This is a genomic window from Microbacterium saperdae, assembly GCF_006716345.1.
Taxonomy (GTDB): Bacteria; Actinomycetota; Actinomycetes; order Actinomycetales; family Microbacteriaceae; genus Microbacterium; species Microbacterium saperdae.
Window position 1 is genome coordinate 2,306,053 of the sequence record NZ_VFOX01000001.1, and the last position, 17,057, is coordinate 2,323,109.

At 68.4% G+C, this 17,057-nt stretch carries 19 protein-coding genes; 11 read left to right on the forward strand and 8 right to left on the reverse strand.

What is annotated here, in order from left to right; genetic code table 11:
- Positions 1–53: 53 nt before the first annotated feature.
- Positions 54–458 carry a hypothetical protein gene (locus FB560_RS11015; protein ID WP_229673120.1) on the forward strand — a complete coding sequence of 135 codons (405 nt, stop codon included), beginning with the start codon at positions 54–56 and terminating at the stop codon, positions 456–458.
- Here FB560_RS11015 and FB560_RS11020 read toward each other — a convergent pair.
- Positions 435–2,873 carry an HAD-IC family P-type ATPase gene (locus FB560_RS11020; RefSeq protein WP_141872402.1) on the reverse strand — a complete coding sequence of 813 codons (2,439 nt, stop codon included), beginning with the start codon at positions 2,871–2,873 and terminating at the stop codon, positions 435–437. The genes FB560_RS11015 and FB560_RS11020 overlap by 24 nt on opposite strands.
- Before the next feature lie 101 nt (positions 2,874–2,974).
- Here FB560_RS11020 and FB560_RS11025 point away from each other — a divergent pair, with 101 nt between their 5' ends.
- The 4 genes from FB560_RS11025 (at position 2,975) to FB560_RS11040 (ending at position 5,417) form a co-directional block, all read left to right on the forward strand.
- Positions 2,975–3,445: a MarR family winged helix-turn-helix transcriptional regulator gene (locus FB560_RS11025; RefSeq protein ID WP_188895131.1), complete on the forward strand. Its 471-nt coding sequence runs from the start codon at positions 2,975–2,977 to the stop codon at positions 3,443–3,445.
- A gap of 26 nt (positions 3,446–3,471) precedes the next feature.
- The gene (locus FB560_RS11030; RefSeq protein ID WP_141872403.1) at positions 3,472–3,894 is read left to right on the forward strand and encodes an organic hydroperoxide resistance protein; all 423 of its coding nucleotides are present in this window, start codon (positions 3,472–3,474) and stop codon (positions 3,892–3,894) included.
- Positions 3,895–3,919: 25 nt separating this feature from the next.
- Positions 3,920–4,897: a zinc-binding dehydrogenase gene (locus FB560_RS11035; protein ID WP_141872404.1), complete on the forward strand. Its 978-nt coding sequence runs from the start codon at positions 3,920–3,922 to the stop codon at positions 4,895–4,897.
- Positions 4,898–5,015: 118 nt separating this feature from the next.
- Positions 5,016–5,417 carry a RidA family protein gene (locus FB560_RS11040; RefSeq protein ID WP_141872405.1) on the forward strand — a complete coding sequence of 134 codons (402 nt, stop codon included), beginning with the start codon at positions 5,016–5,018 and terminating at the stop codon, positions 5,415–5,417.
- Between the two features lie 16 nt (positions 5,418–5,433).
- On the opposite strand, the gene FB560_RS11045 is transcribed toward FB560_RS11040, so the two are convergent.
- The 4 genes from FB560_RS11045 to FB560_RS11060 form a co-directional block, all read right to left on the reverse strand.
- On the reverse strand, positions 5,434–5,826 hold the full coding sequence (locus FB560_RS11045) for a DUF1304 domain-containing protein (RefSeq protein ID WP_141872406.1): 393 nt from the start codon (positions 5,824–5,826) through the stop codon (positions 5,434–5,436).
- A gap of 71 nt (positions 5,827–5,897) precedes the next feature.
- The gene (locus tag FB560_RS11050; protein ID WP_141872407.1) at positions 5,898–6,731 is read right to left on the reverse strand and encodes a CPBP family intramembrane glutamic endopeptidase; all 834 of its coding nucleotides are present in this window, start codon (positions 6,729–6,731) and stop codon (positions 5,898–5,900) included.
- Positions 6,728–7,453 (reverse strand): tRNA (guanosine(46)-N7)-methyltransferase TrmB, encoded by a 726-nt coding sequence (gene trmB / locus FB560_RS11055; protein ID WP_141872408.1) that lies wholly within the window; start codon positions 7,451–7,453, stop codon positions 6,728–6,730. Before trmB ends, FB560_RS11050 begins: the two co-directional genes overlap by 4 nt.
- 47 nt (positions 7,454–7,500) lie before the next feature.
- The gene (locus FB560_RS11060) at positions 7,501–8,340 is read right to left on the reverse strand and encodes a DUF3097 domain-containing protein (protein ID WP_141872409.1); all 840 of its coding nucleotides are present in this window, start codon (positions 8,338–8,340) and stop codon (positions 7,501–7,503) included.
- Between the two features lie 122 nt (positions 8,341–8,462).
- Between FB560_RS11060 and FB560_RS11065 the strand changes: the two genes are divergently transcribed.
- The 4 genes from FB560_RS11065 (at position 8,463) to FB560_RS11080 (ending at position 12,611) form a co-directional block, all read left to right on the forward strand.
- Positions 8,463–10,505 (forward strand): TPM domain-containing protein, encoded by a 2,043-nt coding sequence (locus tag FB560_RS11065; protein WP_141872410.1) that lies wholly within the window; start codon positions 8,463–8,465, stop codon positions 10,503–10,505.
- Positions 10,506–10,560: 55 nt separating this feature from the next.
- On the forward strand, positions 10,561–11,304 hold the full coding sequence (locus FB560_RS11070; RefSeq protein ID WP_141872411.1) for a PspA/IM30 family protein: 744 nt from the start codon (positions 10,561–10,563) through the stop codon (positions 11,302–11,304).
- A gap of 69 nt (positions 11,305–11,373) precedes the next feature.
- Positions 11,374–12,177: an arginase family protein gene (locus tag FB560_RS11075; RefSeq protein ID WP_141872412.1), complete on the forward strand. Its 804-nt coding sequence runs from the start codon at positions 11,374–11,376 to the stop codon at positions 12,175–12,177.
- Positions 12,174–12,611, forward strand: coding sequence for a Fe-S oxidoreductase (locus FB560_RS11080; protein WP_229673119.1), 438 nt, complete (start codon positions 12,174–12,176; stop codon positions 12,609–12,611). The genes FB560_RS11075 and FB560_RS11080 overlap by 4 nt, the downstream gene beginning before the upstream one ends.
- A gap of 4 nt (positions 12,612–12,615) precedes the next feature.
- Here FB560_RS11080 and FB560_RS11085 read toward each other — a convergent pair whose 3' ends face one another.
- The 3 genes from FB560_RS11085 to FB560_RS11095 are packed head-to-tail and all read right to left on the reverse strand — an operon-like array spanning position 12,616 to position 14,343.
- A complete protein-coding gene (locus FB560_RS11085) occupies positions 12,616–13,092 on the reverse strand; it encodes an SIP domain-containing protein (RefSeq protein ID WP_141872413.1) in 477 nt (158 codons plus the stop codon).
- Between the two features lie 52 nt (positions 13,093–13,144).
- Positions 13,145–13,870, reverse strand: coding sequence for a tyrosine-protein phosphatase (locus FB560_RS11090; protein ID WP_141872414.1), 726 nt, complete (start codon positions 13,868–13,870; stop codon positions 13,145–13,147).
- Positions 13,867–14,343 (reverse strand): carboxymuconolactone decarboxylase family protein, encoded by a 477-nt coding sequence (locus tag FB560_RS11095; RefSeq protein WP_141872415.1) that lies wholly within the window; start codon positions 14,341–14,343, stop codon positions 13,867–13,869. The genes FB560_RS11090 and FB560_RS11095 overlap by 4 nt, the downstream gene beginning before the upstream one ends.
- Positions 14,344–14,514: 171 nt before the next feature.
- Between FB560_RS11095 and FB560_RS11100 the strand changes: the two genes are divergently transcribed.
- Both FB560_RS11100 and FB560_RS11105 read left to right on the forward strand, forming a co-directional pair.
- The gene (locus FB560_RS11100) at positions 14,515–15,441 is read left to right on the forward strand and encodes an alpha/beta fold hydrolase (protein ID WP_141872416.1); all 927 of its coding nucleotides are present in this window, start codon (positions 14,515–14,517) and stop codon (positions 15,439–15,441) included.
- Positions 15,442–15,534: 93 nt separating this feature from the next.
- Positions 15,535–17,046 (forward strand): ABC transporter substrate-binding protein, encoded by a 1,512-nt coding sequence (locus tag FB560_RS11105; protein WP_141872417.1) that lies wholly within the window; start codon positions 15,535–15,537, stop codon positions 17,044–17,046.
- Positions 17,047–17,057: the final 11 nt, after the last annotated feature.

A 17,057-nucleotide genomic window follows, 5' to 3' on the forward strand; every position in this document is an offset into this window, starting at 1 on the left:
GGGCGGTCCTGACGCGACACTCCCCCGGTAGGCGCCCCTTGTACAGTGAGCGCGTGGACTCCGTGACCGAAACGCTCTCGCCGAGACGCCCCGTGGTCGTCACCATCGTCGTGATCCTGGTGGTGCTGAGCGGTGTGTCGAACGCCCTTCTCGGCATCGTCGTGCTCCTGAGCCGCTACCGGGTCCCCGACGCGGAGGTGCTCTCCGTCTCGCTCATCGGCGCCGCCGTGATCCTGTTCGGCCTGCTCACGATCGCCGTCGCCGCCGCGGTCGGCCGAGGCAGCCGGCTGGCCCGACTGCTCCTCACGATCTATCTCGCGATCCAGCTCGTGCTGCACGCCGTGACGGCCGCCACGACCGACTGGGATTGGGCGGTCTTCGCGCAGGCCGTGGTCGAAGTCCTCCTGCTGGCGGCACTGTGGGCGTCGCCGGGCTCACGCCACTTCGCGGAGCGCTGAGCGCGCGAGCACGCGCCGATGCACCAGCCGGACGATCTCGATCGCCAGGATGGTGAGCACGGTGACGAGCGCGATCAGATACGCGGCTTCCTCACCCGGATCGGTCAACTGGAAGAACTCGGTTGACAGCGGAACGGTGAATATGGTCGCCAGTGCGACGAACATCGCGCCCACCACCAGGACCTTGTAGCGGTTGAGCGGGCGCGCGAGCACCGCGAGCACCCAGATCCCGACGATCGCGAGGATGATCGTGGACCCCGTCCGCAGTTGCGGTTCGCTCACGCCGAGAGCCATCGCGGCACGCGTGTAGACCGTCAGCGCGATCGCGATCAGCAGTCCGGCAGGAATCGCGAAGGTCAGTGAGCGGCGGAGGAACCCCGGCACATAGCGCTGCGTGTTGGGCATCAGAGCGAGGAAGAACGCAGGGATGCCGATCGTGAGTCCATCGGTGATCGACAGCTGTCTGGGCAGGAACGGGAACTCCAGCACCATGATCCCGAAGAGCACGGCGAGCGTCGTGGCGTAGATCGTCTTGGTGAGGAACAGCATCGACACGCGCTCGATGTTCGCGATGACCTGGCGGCCCTCCGCGACCACGTCCGGGAGGTGCGAGAACTGGCCGTCCAGCAGCACCAGGCGTGCGACGGCCTTCGTCGCGGGAGAGCCGGAGTTCATCGCGATGCCGATGTCGGCCGTCTTGATCGCGAGCGCGTCGTTCACACCGTCACCGGTCATCGCGACGGTGTGCCCCCTGGCCTGCAGCGCGACCACCATCCTCTTCTTCTGCTCCGGCGTCACCCGGCCGAAGACCGTGTGCGCCTCCAGGACGTCGCTCAGCGCCGCGTCATCGTCGGGGAGCTCTCGCGCGTCATACCCGTCACTGACGTCGAGGCCCACCTGACGCGCGATCGCGGCGACCGTGCGCGGATTGTCCCCGGAGATCACCCGCACCCCCACGCCTTGATCACGGAAGTACGAGAGCGTCTGCGCCGCGTCGGGGCGCACCTTCTCGCTGAAGGTGATCACGGCCACCGGCGCCAGCCCCGTCGGCAGGGATTCCGCCGTCTGTGCATCCGTGGGATAGGAGGCAGTGCTGACGGCGAGGACGAGCGTGCGGAGCCCGGCCGCCGCGAGACGGGTGACCGCTTCGCCGACCGCGGTGCCGGCATCCGTCGCGACGTCGCCCAGCACCATCTCCGGCGCACCGAGCACCCAGATCTCGTCCGGTCGGTCCGCGAGGGCGAGCGCGCTCCATTTCCGCGCCGACGAGAACGAGATGTAGACGGACGCTTCACGCGGTGCCGATGCAGGGTACGGAGCGCGCAGGCACCGGGCCGTCGCATTCGCGTCGGGCGCGGCACCGAACCACGACAGCGCGTCTTCCCACCCCGCGGTATCGGCGTCGAGGCGTTCCAGGTCGCGGTAGGCGAGCTCCCCCTCGGTGAGGGTTCCGGTCTTGTCGAGGCAGATGATGTCGACGCGCGCGAGCCCTTCCACGGCCGGCAGCTCGTTCACGAGCACCTGCCGCGCCGCGAGGCGCGCCGCTCCGACCGCGAACGCGATCGAGGTCATCAGCACGAGTCCGAGCGGGATCATGGCCGTCAACGCGGAGATCGTGTTGACGATCGCCTGCGTCCAGGTGCCGCTCTGCACCGCGGAGACCCATCCGCCCGCCACCATCATCTGCGCGTTGAGGACCAGGAGTCCGATCGGCCCGATCCCCCATCCGACCCACTTCAGCACGCGATCGACCGATGTGCGCAACTCGGATGCCACGAGCGAGAACCGCTTCGCCTCCGCCGCGAACTTGTTGACGTAGGAGTCCGCCCCGACCCTGACCGCACGGGCGACACCCTCGCCCGCGACGACGATCGAGCCGGAGAGCGCCTCATCGCCGTCCTTCTTGTCGACGGCATCCGACTCGCCCGTGAGCATCGATTCGTCGATCTGCAGAGCGCGATGCTCCAGGACGACCGCGTCGGCGGTGACCTGGTCGCCGGCCCGCAGGATCAGGATGTCGCCGCGCACGACCTCGGCCGGCGCGATCTCGTGTTCCTGTCCTTCTCGCCGCACCCGTGCGCGGGGAGCGTTCAACAGCGCGAGGCGGTCGAGAGACGCCTTGGCGCGGAACTCCTGCCAGCATCCGATGATCGCGTTGCCGAACGCGGCGAGCCCGAACAGCGCATCCTGCCAGCGCCCGAGGAGCAGGAGCACCAGGAAGCACGCACCGACGATCCCGTTGAACAGCGTGAAGACGTTCGCACGCACGATGTTCCAGGCGCTTCTGCTGGAGTCGCCCGTGAAGGCGTTCGTCTCCCCCGCCGCGGTCAGCCGCGCGACCTGCGCGGACGAGAGTCCGACGCGGGGGTCGGCGTCGGTCGCGTTGTCATCCGTCGCCGATGCCGTGGCCTCCATGCGCTCACTGTAGCGACGCCGCGCACCGGCACACCAGCCGAGGAGGCCTCTCGCCATTCATTTATGTTGTGCACAATCTAATCGCGTGCAATACTTATGATATGGCCGTGACCGATGAGATGGTGTGCTTCTCGCTCTACTCCGCTGCGCGCGCCACGACCCAGGCGTATCGCGCCCTGCTCGCCCCATGGGGGCTGACATACCCGCAGTACCTTGTGCTCGCGATCCTGTGGCACGAGGGTGAGCAGACGATCGGCTCGCTCGGAGACGCCATGCAGCTCGACTCCGGAACCCTCTCCCCTCTCGTGCGCCGCCTCGAACAGGCCGGCCTGGTCGCCAAGACCCGCAGCGCCCAGGATGAGCGCGTCGTCACGGTGCAGCTCACCCCGGCCGGCCACGCGCTGCGCACCGACCTCGCGAAGATCCCGGCGCAGATCGCAGAGCTCTCCGGTATCCGCGATGACGCGCATCGCCGCCGCCTGATCACCGAACTCCACGAGCTCACCGCGCTGCTCCAGAGCAGCTCCCCGACACCCGCCGCCGATGCCACCGCATCGCGCGCCGGCGCCTGACCACCCTCCCGGAAGGAAACCCCTCAATGGAAGCTCTCTACACCGCAGAAGCCCTCGCCACCGGCGCCGGCCGCAACGGGCACGTCGCCACGAACGACGGCCGCGTCGAGTTCGATCTCGCCATCCCGAAGGAGATGGGCGGCAGCGGAGACGGGGCGAACCCCGAGCAGCTCTTCGCCGCAGGATACGCGGCATGCTTCCACTCTGCGCTGCAGTCCGTCGCGCGGGCGCAGAAGGTGAAGATCGATCACAGCTCGGTCGGCGCACGCGTGCAGATCGGGTCGAACGGCGTCGGTGGCTTCGGGCTCGCGGTCGAACTCGAAGTGGTCATCCCCGAGCTCCCGCACGACCAGGCCCAGGCGCTCGCGGATGCCGCGCACCAGGTCTGCCCGTATTCGAACGCGACGCGCGGCAACATCGACGTCACGATCACCGTGTCGGACGACTGATCTCCCGAAGGACAGGAACCACATCATGCGTGCACTCATCCATTCCCGGTTCGGCGAAGCTGAAGACGTTCTCTCGGTCGAGGAGCGTCCCGTCCCGGAACCCGCCGCAGGGCAGGTGCGCCTGCGCATCGTCCTCTCCCCCATCCACAACCACGACCTCTGGACCGTCCGCGGCACTTACGGGTTCAAGCCCGAACTGCCGGCGGCATCCGGCACCGAAGCGCTCGGCATCGTCGATGCGCTCGGCGAGGGCGTCGAGCACCTCACGGTCGGACAGCGCGTCGCGACCGGCGGCACCTTCGGTGCATGGGCCGAGTACATCGTGGCGAACGCCGCCGGGCTCATCCCGGTGCCTGATGCCCTCTCCGACGAGAGCGCGGCACAGCTCGTCTCCATGCCCTTCAGCACGATCAGCCTGCTGCAGTTCCTCGACGTGAAAGAGGGCGACTGGATCGTCCAGAACGCGGCGAACGGCGCCGTCGGACGCATGCTCGCACAGCTCGGCGCCGCTCGCGGGGTACACGTCCTCGGGCTCGTGCGCCGTGCCGAGGGTGTCGAAGAGCTGCGCGCGCAGGGCATCGAGAACGTCATCTCGACCGATCAGGACGACTGGCGCGAGCAGGCCGCCGGCCTGACCGCGGGCGCACCGATCGTCGCAGGTGTCGATTCCGTGGGCGGCTCGGCCTCCGGCGACGTGCTCTCGCTGCTCAGCGAAGGCGGCACGCTCGTCGCGTTCGGAGCGATGAACTCCCCCGTCATGGAGATCGCCTCCTCCGACGTCATCTTCAAGCAGGCCACCGTCAAGGGCTTCTGGGGCAGCAAGGTCATCCAGCAGCTCGATGCCGCCACGCGTGGCGCACTGTTCGGCGAACTCATCCAGCGCGTCTCCGACGGAACGCTGACGCTCCCGGTCGCCGGCGTGTTCGACGCCGCCGACATCGCCGACGCCGTGCGCCTCAGCAAGACGCCCGGTCGCGTGGGCAAGGTGCTCGTGCAGTTCTGATCGCATGATCGACGAGGGCCGTCCGTACGCGGGCGGCCCTTCCGTGTATCCCCTCCGCAGCGGCACACAGCCGCGCGATCCCATTGCGGATGTCCGAGGCCCGGCGCACACTCTCGGCATGGACATCACACTCATGCAACCGCACGGGCTCGTCGTCAGTCCCGCGTTCAGCCACGTCGCCGTCGTTCCGCCCGGCGCGACGACCATCTACGTCGGCGGTCAGAACGGTGTCGACGACACCGGCACCCTCGTCTCGGATGATGCGGCGGAGCAGTCGCTGCGCGCGGTCGAGAACGCCCGTATCGCGCTCGACGCCGTCGGCGCGGGGCTCGACGACGTGATCAGCTGGACGGTACTGATCCACCAGGAGGCCGATCTGAGAGCGGCTTACGGCGCGGTGGCATCGACGCTCGCCCGTGACGGCGCTCCCCCGCTGGTGACGGCCGCACTCGTCGCGGGGCTCGGCGTACCCGGCGCACTGATCGAGGTGAGCGCAGTCGCCGCTGTACTCCGCGACTGAGCACGATCTGGTGCGCTCAGCCGATCGCGACGCCGATCGCCGTCGCGATGACCGCGAGCAGCGGAAGCGTTCCCTGCATCGCGGCGGCGCGAAGCTTGCTGGGATCGGACAGCACGAGCACCAGGGCTGCCGCGACCATCATGCCGGTGCCGGCGAACACGAGAGTCAGACCCACGGTCGCGAAGCCGACGATGGTCAGACCGATTCCGAGCAGCGCCGTCAGCGCGAGGAACAGGTTGTAGAAACCCTGGTTGAAGGCGAGTGCCTTCATCGTCACGGCATCCGCTTCGCTCGCGACGCCGAAGATCTTCCTCGTCTCCGGCTCGGTCCACTTCAGCGACTCGAGCGCGAAGATGAACACGTGGAACGCGGCAGCAGCCGCGGCGAGGACCAGACCGACGATGAGCATGAGCCGATTCTCCCGCGCCGCGGACCGTGCGGCAAACACCTGCTCCCCGCGGCGCGTCTGGCCGAGCTGACCTAGACGAGGAAGATCGGCAGCAGCCCGGGGTTGTGGGCGTGCACCAGCACCGCGAACACGACGGCGTCGAAGAGCAGATGCACGGTGACCACGTAGGCCAGCGAGTGGGTGCGCAAGAAGATGAACCCCTGCAGCAGCGCGAACGGGATGGTCAGCAGCGGACCCCATTCGCGGTAGCCGAGTTCCCAGAGGAACGACACGAAGACGATCGCCTGCAGCACGTTGGCGAGCGCATCAGGGAAATGGCGGCGCAACAGCGCGAAGACGGTGCAGATGAAGAACAACTCATCCCAGATGCCGACGGCTCCCACCCCGACGAACAGCCGGGCGATCAGGTCCGGAGTGTCGACGACCGGCCAGTTCTGGTAGACCCCGCTGGTGATGAAGTAGAACGGCAGGATCAGCCAGCCCAGCACGAGGACGGCCACCAGCCAGCCCCACTGCAGACGGCCCCAGCGACGATGCGTGCGCCAGGGGAAGCTGATCGCGCGGTCGCGGTAGAGGTACCGGGAGATCACGTAGGGCACGGCGACCGCTCCCCCGAGTGCCAGGGTGAAACGCAGCATCGCCAGGTTGTCGAGCTCGGCCGCCAGTGGGATCACGCTCACGATCAGCAGACCGACGGCGATCAGCGACAGATCACGCGTCAGCGACGGGGCGGATGCCGTGACGCGGCCTCGTTCCATCCACCAGGCCGCCGCGATGCCGAGTGCCAGCAGCAGCCATCCGAGCCAGGGGATCTCCAGCACGAAGAACGCGGGCGCTGCGGCGCACACGAGTAAGGCCGGAGCGATGCCCGGCCAGACGGTGGTCGCGCTGCGCACGTCGTTCATGCGCGGGGGCGGTGCCGATACGTCAGATCGCGGATGTCACGGCCCTTTGCGATGCCCTTGCGCTCGAAGGCCGTCATCACCCGACCGTCGAAGCGCTCCGCCCACTCATCGTCGAAAGCCCGCTCGAACAGCGGATCCGCATCGAGCACCTCGCGCATCTGCAGCGCGTAGTCCTCCCAGTCGGTCGCGAGACGCAGCAGCCCGCCGTCACGGAGCGCTCGTGCCGCGGTGACGCCGAACCCGGGCCGGACGAGCCGGCGCTTGGTGTGCTTCTTCTTGTGCCAGGGGTCCGGGAAGAAGATCCAGACCTCGCGGGCAGCGGCCTCCGGCAGGTACGACGAGAGCACCTCCGGGGCGTTCGCCTCGACCACTCGCAGGTTGCGCGCGCCTACACGGTCGGCATCGAGCATGGTGCGGGCGAGCCCTGCACGGAAGACCTCGACGGCGAGGAAGTCGTCATCGGGTCGTGAGGTCGCCGCCGCGACGATCGCGTGCCCCTGACCGGAGCCGATCTCGACATACAGGTCGGCATCGCGGGCATATTCGGCGGCGGGATCGAACCGTGCCTCGGGGTGCACCGAGGTCCAGGCGACATCGCGCGGCACATCGAGGAGGTAGTGCGGGGCGAGCTCGGAGAAGGCGCGCTCCTGCGCCTCGGACATCCGACCGCTCCGGCGCACGAAGGACACCGGCTCGTCACGGAAGGTGCGGGGTTCAGGCATGTCTCCAGGGTAGCCGGGGAGGCTGCGACCTCAGCGCCACCGCCCGCTCAGCCCTGAGGCTCCGTCACGAAGTCGATCAGCTCCTCGACACGGCCGAGCAGCGCGGGCTCCAGGTCGCGGTACGTGTGCACCTTGCTCAAGATGTGCTGCCAGGCGCGCCCGGTGTCGCCCTGCGTCTCGTACGGCCACCCGAACGCCCGGCAGATCCCCGTCTTCCAGTCCGTTCCGCGGGGGATCTCGGGCCACCGTGCGACCCCCAGCGCCCGCGGCGTGACGCACTGCCAGACGTCGACGAACGGATGACCGACGATGCGCACGTGCTTCCCGTGCGGGCCACGCGCGACGGCGTCGGCGATGCGCGACTCCTTCGATCCGGGCACGAGGTGATCGACGAGCACCCCGTAGCGCCGCTTCGCACTCGGCGGCTCTGCATCGAGCAGTTCATCGAGCAGGTCGACGCCCTGCAGGAACTCGACCACGACGCCCTCGACCCGCAGATCCGCGCCCCACACCTTCTCGACGAGTTCGGCATCGTGCTTGCCCTCGACCAGGATGCGGCTGGGCAGCGCCACCCGTGCGCGCTGATCCGCGACGACGAAAGATCCGGATGCCGTGCGACGCGTGCCCTGCGGCGCCGCGGTCGGAACAGTGAGACGCACGGCGGCACCGTCGATGAGGAATCCGCCCCCCAACGGGAAGAGCCGCTTGCGGCCGAGGCGGTCCTCCAGCTCGACGTTGCCGCCCTGCACCCGGGTGACCGCGCCGCAGAACCCGTCGTCGGCGACCTCCACCACGAGGTCGATCTCGGCGGGCACCTGCGGCACCGGCTTCGCGGCGCGCTCGCGCCATCCCGCTGCCAGCACATCCGATCCGTACCTGTCGTCCATGCCTTCCAGCGTATGTGCCTCCGCTGAGGGCGAACGGCGATCCGCCTCGGGAAGCTGTCGCGTGTCGGGCTCTGTGCATAGACTCGGCACATGGGGTGCGGCGGTCAGTCGGAGGGAACACGATGAGGTCTCGGTGGCTGGCAGTGGCTGCGGTCGTCGCGGCAGCGTTCACGGGGGCGTTCAGCGCCACCGCCGCATCAGCCACGGACCCGCTCACGCTCGACTCCGGGTACGTCACCGACAGCGCAGGCGTCCTGAGCGCAGACGAGACCGCGACCGTCGAAGCACGACTTCAGGAACTCACCGAGAACTCCACGTCGGACCTGTTCGTGGTCCTCGTCGATGAGTTCACGTCTCCGAGCGATCGGATCGAGTGGGCCGACACCGTCGCAGAGAACAACAACCTGGGCCCGGAGCAGTACCTGCTCGCGATCGCCGTCGACCAGCGCAGCTATTACATCTCGGCCGCAGAGGGCGGTCCGCTCAGCGGCAGCAAGCTCGATGACGTCGAGCAGAAGATCCAGCCGCTGCTCGCGCAGAACGACTGGTCAGGGGCGATCATCCTCGCCGCGGATGAGATCCAGGGCGATGGCGGCGCCGGCGCCCTGCAGGTGTTCCTGATCATCCTCGCGATCATCGCCGTCGCCCTCCTGCTGTGGCTGATCATCTCCCTGGTGCGTCGTCGACGCCGTGCGGCCGCGGTCCGAGAGCGCGGAGCCATGCCCGAGCACCCGGATCCGAACGACCCCTTCTCCACACTCACCGACGACCAGGTCGCGACGCAGGCCGGTCTGGCACTCGTGCAGGCCGATGATGCCATCACCTCCAGCCGTGAGGAGCTCGGTTTCGCTGTCGCCCAGTTCGGCGACGCGGCGACCGCGGAGTTCACGCATGTCGTGGAGGCGGCGAAAGCCAAGATGTCGGAGGCGTTCGACCTGAAGCAGAAGCTCGACGACGAGATCGAGGACACGGTTCAGGATCGACGCGCCTGGCACATCCGCATCATCCAGATCGCCGATGAGATCGACGATGTGCTGGATGACAACACCGAAGCATTCGACGCGCTCCGCAAGCTCGAGCAGAACGCCCCGCAGGAGCTGGAGCGCGTGAAGTCGGAGCGCGCCGCATTGCAGCCGATCGTCGAGGGCGCGCCGGCCGCGTTCGCTGCACTGGCCGCCACCTACGACCCCACAGCGCTGACCACGGTGGCCGACAACCCTGCGCAGGCCCAGGAGCGCGCGGCGCTCGCGGATCGGTCGATCGCTGCCGCTGCGGAGGCCATCGCCGCCGGGAAGTCCGGTGAAGCTGCCTTCGCGATTCGCACCGCCGAGCAGTCGGTCGCCCAGGCCGCACAGCTCGTGCAGGCGATCTCCGGTCTCGGAGCCGACCTCGCGACCATCGAGGCGCAGGCTCAGGCCCTCGTCGCCGAGCTTCAGACCGACGTGGCGACAGCCCAGCAGCTCCCCGACGTTCAGGGTTCCGTCTCCGCCGTCGCGTCCTCGACGGTCCAGCAGCTCCAGCGGGCGCAGGCAGATCTCACGGTCGCCCCCCGCAACCCGCAGCGGGCCTTCGATGCGCTCACGGCCGCGAACACGCAGATCGACGCGGTGATCGCGCAGGGGCGCGAGAGCATCGACCGGACGCGCCGCGCGCAGCAGATGCTCGAGCAGACCCTGACGCAGGCAGGTTCCGAGATCCGCACAGGCCGGGAGTTCATCGAGACCCGACGCGGCACGGTCGGATCGACCGCCCGCACCCGTCTCTCGCAGGCGGAGGCGAGTCTCACCCAGGCGCTGAGCCTGCGCGAGACCTCTCCGGAAGCCGCGCTCACCGAGGCGACGCGCGCACTCGATCTCGCACGACAGGCCATCGCCTCCGCATCGGCCGACGTCTCGTCGTACAACTCGCGGGGCTACGACGACAGCGGCTGGGGAACCGGGCCGTTCGGCGGCGGCTCCAGCTCGGGGGGATCAGGGATCGGCGGCGACATCCTGGGCGGCATCATCGGCGGGCTGCTGTCCGGCGGAGGGGGCGGCGGTCGCTCCTCGTCTCGCAGCAGCAGCTGGCGTTCGAGCGGGGGCGGCGGCTTCCGCAGCTCCGGTTTCGGCGGCGGAGGCCGGTCCGGCGGAGGCCGTAGCGGCCGTTCCGGAGGTGGACGCTTCTGATTCTCATAGACACATCACGCAGACTTCGACGTAGACCATCTGAAAGGAATCACCCATGACCAAGCAGTCCATCTTCGGGCGTATCTCCACGCTCGTCCGAGCGAACATCAACTCCCTCCTGGACTCTGCGGAAGACCCGCAGAAGATGATCGACCAGCTCGTTCGCGACTACACGAACAGCATCGCCGACGCCGAGTCCGCGATCGCCGAGACGATCGGAAACCTGCGCCTGCTGGAGCGCGACCACGAAGAAGACGTGCAGTCGGCGACGGAGTGGGGCAACAAGGCGCTTGCCGCCAGCCGCAAGGCCGACGAGATGCGCAAGGGCGGCGACGCCGCCGATGCGGACAAGTTCGACAACCTCGCCAAGATCGCTCTGCAGCGCCAGATCAGCGCCGAGCGCGAGGCCACCGGTGCCGAGCCGCAGATCGCCGCGCAGACGGAGATCGTCGACAAGCTCAAGAGCGGCCTCAACGGCATGAAGGACAAGCTGGGCGAGCTCAAGAACAAGCGCAGCGAACTCCTCGCCCGCGCCAAGGTCGCCGAGGCGCAGACCAAGGTGCAGGATGCGGTGGGCTCGATCAACGTGCTCGACCCCACCAGCGAACTGGGCCGTTTCGAAGACAAGGTCCGTCGCCAGGAGGCTATCGCCCAGGGCAAGATCGAGCTCGCGGCGTCGAGCCTCGACGCCCAGTTCGAGAGCCTCGAGGACCTCGGCGAGCTGACGGAGGTCGAGGCCCGCCTGGCCGAGCTGAAGGCCGGCAGCACCGCGCCGCGTACGGCCATCGAAGGATCCTGACACACCCCTGCTGATGCCCCGGACGCCCGTGTCCGGGGCATCAGCGCTTCTCTCCCCCCGGAGGCACCCATGGTGCGATTCCTCGTCGTCCCGCAGTGGCAGGGCTCGCCTGCGCCGCGTGCGATGCTCCTCGTCGACGGCGCATCGGCCATCGCCGGCGATCTCCCGCGCTCGGCCACCACCGTGCTCGATGTGCCCGTGGAGGCCGGCGAATCGCTGGGTACCGGCGTGCGCCGGCTCAGCGCGCTGCTGCGCACGCGCGAGCTGGTGAGTTCTCACATCTCCGAAGACACGGTCGTCATCGGCGGCGACTGCAGTGTGACGGTGGCCGCGCTCGACGCGCTCCCCGGTGGCACCGACGACCTTGCAGTGGTGTGGTGCGATGCCCATGCCGACATGCACACGCCCGGCACCTCCCCGTCCGGCGCCTTCTCCGGGATGGCGCTGCGCGCTCTCCTCGGCGACGGCGAGGAGCAGCTCGCACTCTCCCCCGGCATCCACCGCGATCGGATCGTGACGGTGGGCATGCGCAATCTCGACGATGCGGAGGTCGAGCAGATCGCCCCGTTCACCAACCTGTCGGTCGCCGACCTCGACGATCCGGACTCTCTCGTCGCCGCGGTGCGCGCCACGGGGGCCGGCCGCGTCTGGGTGCACATCGATGTCGACGTGCTCGATCCCGCCGATTTCTCGGGAGTCTCCTCCCCCGCCCCGTTCGGTGTGTCGCCTTCAGCCCTGAGCGCCGCCATCCGGCGCCTGCGCGAAGAGCTCCCCCTCGCCGGGGCGACGATCGCCGGCTTCGCGCCGCGTTCGCCCGTCGATGCCGTGGATGACCTCGGCGCGCTCCTGCGTCTCGTCGGGGCTGTCGCGTGACCGCCGACTGGCGCCCCGCAGCGGAGCAGGCACTGGCGCGTGGCCGACGGTTCGACCGCCGTATCCCGTCATTCCTGTTGCGCTCCCCGATCAGCCGCGTCGGCTATTGGTGGGGCACTGCGGTCGGCTGGATCTGGGGATCGATCTGGAGTACAGGCCCCGTGCAGCGTCGTGCCGGTCTCTGGGTCTTCCGCGGCATGCCGAACTGGACGTTCAATCGCGGAGGCGTCTGCGTGGGCGGATGCTTCCTCACCGGCGAGGCGAATCCGACGGATGCCGTCCTCCGCCATGAGGCCGTGCACAAGGCCCAGTGGCTGCGCTACGGCTTCCTGATGCCGTTCCTGTATCTGCTCGCGGGACGCGACCCTCTGCGCAATCGCTTCGAGATCGAAGCGGGGCTCGAAGACGGCAACTACGTGCGTCGCACGCGCTGAGGGATCAGCGCTCGGACGGCAGCAGGCCGAAACGCTCCGGCGCGTGGATCAGACCGGACTCGATGCCCAGCCTGGTCGTGAGGTGGTCGACGATGTCGGCCGTGCCCAGGTAGCCGCCCAGGAGGGTGACGTGCGTCTCCGCCTCGGCGTCGTCATCGCACAGCATCTCGTCGGCCCAGGCGCAGGTGGCGCGGGCCAGAGCCTCGCCCGGCGCGCAAGAGCGTCCGGTGCCAGGGGCGCCCGAGCGGGAAGCGCGGGCGAGCCATGTGACCGTCATTCGGCCCGGTGCGTCGATCACGCCGATGTCAGCGGTCTCGGGAACCTCGATGAAGATCCGCCCGGATGCGCACAGCGGCAGTGTGGCGAGGAAGACCTCGAGCTCGGCGAGCGAGTGCTCGTCGGCCGTCACCAGATGGTGCGCACGTCGACGAGCCGCACGGCGCTCAGCGCGTGTGCTGCGGACATCGAGAGAGGTTTCCATGGTGCATCCATCGTACACCAAGTGAAGGCTTGCCTAACCTTGCCTGGATGCTTCAGTGCTGGGAGTTCTCCGCAGGCTCGACCAGCGTGCGGACGAGGGCGTCCAGCTCATCCTGACGGAACCCGTGCGCCAGGAGGTAGCCGGCGGCCGACCCCCACCGCTCATCGATCTGCTCGAGCAGGTGCCGCATCACCGGCGCCGGCGATTGCGTCGCGAGCGCGACCGCGTGCACGGCCTCCGGGTGCTGCGCCTGGATATAGGCCGCGATCCGCTGCGAGCGCTGCGCGGGGAGCTGTGACTCGGTCAACGCGTAGTCGGCGATCACCGCTTCCCGATCAGCTCCCACCGCCGAGAGGGCGAGCGCGACGGTCACTCCGGTGCGATCCTTGCCGACCGTGCAGTGCACGAGCGTCGGCTCCCCCGCCGCGATGATGCGCACCGCGGCGATCAGACGCTCGCTGCTCTCCTCGAGCAGATGCAGATAGAGGTCATCCAGGCTCGTGTCCGACTCGAAGAACGAACGGACCGATCCGAGGAACAGCGGCAGGTGCGTGGTGGCGGGACCGTCGATCTCCGATGGCTCGGCGGCGACCTCCTCGCCGTCGCGTAGATCGATGATGTGGCGCACGCGCTGGCGCAGCTCCGCCGCACCCGCCGTCGTCGCGCCGGAGAGCTGCCCAGAGCGCAGCAGCACTCCCGAGCGGATCCGCCCGTCCGCCGTGGCGATGCCACCGACATCGCGGACGTTGTTGACCCCGCCGACGTCGAGGATGGTCATGCCTGCGCCTGTGGCGTGCGCGCGGGAACGGGGTAGCGTCCCGCGATCACGATGCGGTTGAACGCGTTGATCGAGACGCAGGCCCAGCTCAGCGCGGCGTACTCCTTCTCGGTGAAGACGCTGCCGACCCGGTTGTACACCTCATCGGACACCCCCTCATCGGCGATGAAGGTGAAAGCCTCTGCGAGCTCGAGCGCCGCTCGCTCCCGGTCGCTGAACACGCCGCTCTCCCGCCAGGCGGGGATCTGGGTGAGGGTGTCGGTGTCGACCCCGGCGGCGAGCGCGCGATCCACGTGGATACGGGCGCAGAAAGCGCAGCCGTTGAGCTGGGAGCAGTGGATCATGACCAGCTCCTTGAGACGCTCATCGATCCCGTTCGCCGCGCAGATCTCGCCGACGGTCCGCGAGAACGCGTCAAGTGCCTGATACGCGGCCGGCTCGGTCTTGGACAGGTGCACTCGCGTCTCGCTCATGACTCCATGATATTCGCCGCGCAGGAACTCCGAGGCGGGTGCCGTCTCCGTACGAAAATGCAGAAAGCGAAGACTTAACGGCATTCTCTCTACATCTCGCGAAGAAACACAGCGAAATGAATGGTCACATTGCTCTCGCATTTCCGACGAGGCGGGAATCGGGCGCAGAATATGCACGTGGCGATCGACATCACTGAGTTCAGCTATCTTCCCGCACAGGCCGAGGCACTGGGGGTTCCCGTCCTCCCGGTGGAGCGTCTGACCCTTTCCCTGCCGGACGGACGGTCGCTGAGTGCACTGCGCTTCGGCACGGAGGCGCCGCGCGTCACCCTCCTCCACGGGGCAGGCCTCAACGCGCACACCTGGGACACCACGGCACTCGCCGCGCAGCAGCCGCTCCTCGCCATCGACCTCGCCGGCCACGGCGACTCGTCCTGGCGTGACGACCTCGACTACACGCCGCGCACGCTCGCCGCCGACGTCGCGCTCGCCCTCGATGCATGGACGACCGAGCCGCAGCTCATCGTGGGGCAGTCCCTCGGAGGACTCACGGGTGCGGCTCTCGCCGCCGCGCGCCCCGACCTCGTCGCCGACCTGGTGGTCGTCGACATCACGCCCGGTATCGACACCTCCGCCGGTCCCGCCGCACTGCGCGAGTTCTACGCCGGGCCCACCGACTTCGCCACGCGCGATGAACTCGTCGATCGCGCCATCTCGCTCGGCTTCGGGGGCACGAGACCGGACACCGAGCGCGGCGTCTTCCTGAACACCCGCGTGCGTCCTGACGGCCGGGTGGAGTGGAAGCACCACTTCGCGCATCTTGCCGCGCAGGCGCTGTCCGCACACGATCCCGGTTCCGAGGCTGCCCCGTCCGTGCTGCACGAGACAGGGTGGGATGACCTCGCCGGCGTCAGCGCTCCACTCACCCTCGTGCGCGCGACCCGCGGTTTCGTGAGCGCAGCGGATGCGGAAGACCTTCAGCACCGTCTGCCCGAGGCGCAGGTCGTCGTCATCGACGCGACGCACAACGTGCAGGAGACCGCACCTCAGGAGTTGGCAGCACTCATCGTCTCCTCCTCCGCCCGCTCCGCTTTGTGACGCTCCGTTCCATCTTCTGCTCTCCCCCCGACCACTGATCCCTAGGCTCGACCCACCGGCACACAGCACCTGCCGCACCGAGAGGAAATGTCCATGTTCCGACGCACCCGTCGTCTCGCGCTGATCTCCGCGCTCGCGGCCACAGCCGTGATCCTGAGCGCCTGCTCCGGCACCCCCGAGCCGGCCGCCACGTCCACCGGCGCCCCCGACCCTGACGCCACCCTGCAGGTCGGGCTCGTGCTCGAGCCCACCAACCTCGACATCCGCCACACCAGTGGCGCGGCCATCGAGCAGATCCTGATCGACAACATCTACGAGGGTCTGGTCACCCGAACGCAGGACAACGAGATCGAGGGCCGCCTGGCCTCCGACTACCAGGTCTCCGACGACGGACTCACCTACACCTTCACTCTCAACGACGGCATCGCATTCCACGACGGCACGGCGCTGACGTCCGCTGACGTGGTCGCTTCGTACGAGACCGTGCGCACCGATGCGACCGTGCAGGGCAACGCGGAATTCGCGTCCGTCGCCTCGATCACGGCGCCCGATGCGACGACGGTCGAGATCGTGCTCACCGAGCCGAACCAGAACTTCCTGTTCGCGCTGACCGGTCCTGCCGGGCTCGTGTTCAAAGCCGACGACGCGACAGACCTCAAGACGGCCGAGAACGGCACCGGCCCCTTCACGCTCACGCGCTGGAGCAAGGGCAGCACGATCACGTTCGCGCGCAACGACGACTACTGGGGCGAGAAGGCCGGAGTGGCCGAGGTCGAGTTCCAGTACATCCCGGACTTCACCGCGGGTGTCAACGCCGCACTGGCCGGAGACGTGCAGGTGCTCACCGCCGTCGACCCGAACCTGGCCCCGCAGCTGGAAGGCGATTTCACCCTGACGAAGGGCCGCACCACCGACAAGGCGACGCTGGCCTTCAACAACAAGAAGGCTCCGCTCGACGACGTCCGCGTGCGCGAGGCGCTGCGACTGTCGATCGACCATGACGCGCTGATCGAGGCCGTGGGTGCAGGAACCACGCTGTACGGACCGATTCCCGAGCTCGACCCCGGCTACGAAGACCTCTCCGACGTCATCTCCTATGACCCGGAGAAGGCGAAGGAGCTGCTGGCCGAGGCCGGACAGGAGGACCTCGAGCTGACCCTGACCATCCCGTCGTTCTACGGCACGACCGTGCCCAAGGTGCTCATCTCCGACTTCAACAAGGTCGGCGTGACCCTCAAGGTCAACTCGGTCGAGTTCCCGACCTGGCTCGAGGACGTCTACACCAACCACGACTACGACCTGAGCTTCGTGCTGCACGTCGAGCCGCGCGACTTCGGCAACTTCGCCAACCCCGACTACTACTTCGGCTACGACAACGCCGAGGTGCAGGACCTGTACTCGCAGGCGCAGGCGGAGGTCGACCCCGACAAGTCCGCAGAGCTGCTCGCGAAGGCCGCACGCATCGTCTCCGAGGACCACGCCGCGGACTGGCTGTACAACGGCGAGACCATCACAGCTGTGAGCCCCACCGTCTCCGGCTTCCCGGAGGACTCGATCAACTCGCGCATCAACCTGGCCGGCGTCACCGTGTCGGCTGAGAAGTAAGCAGCGGTCGC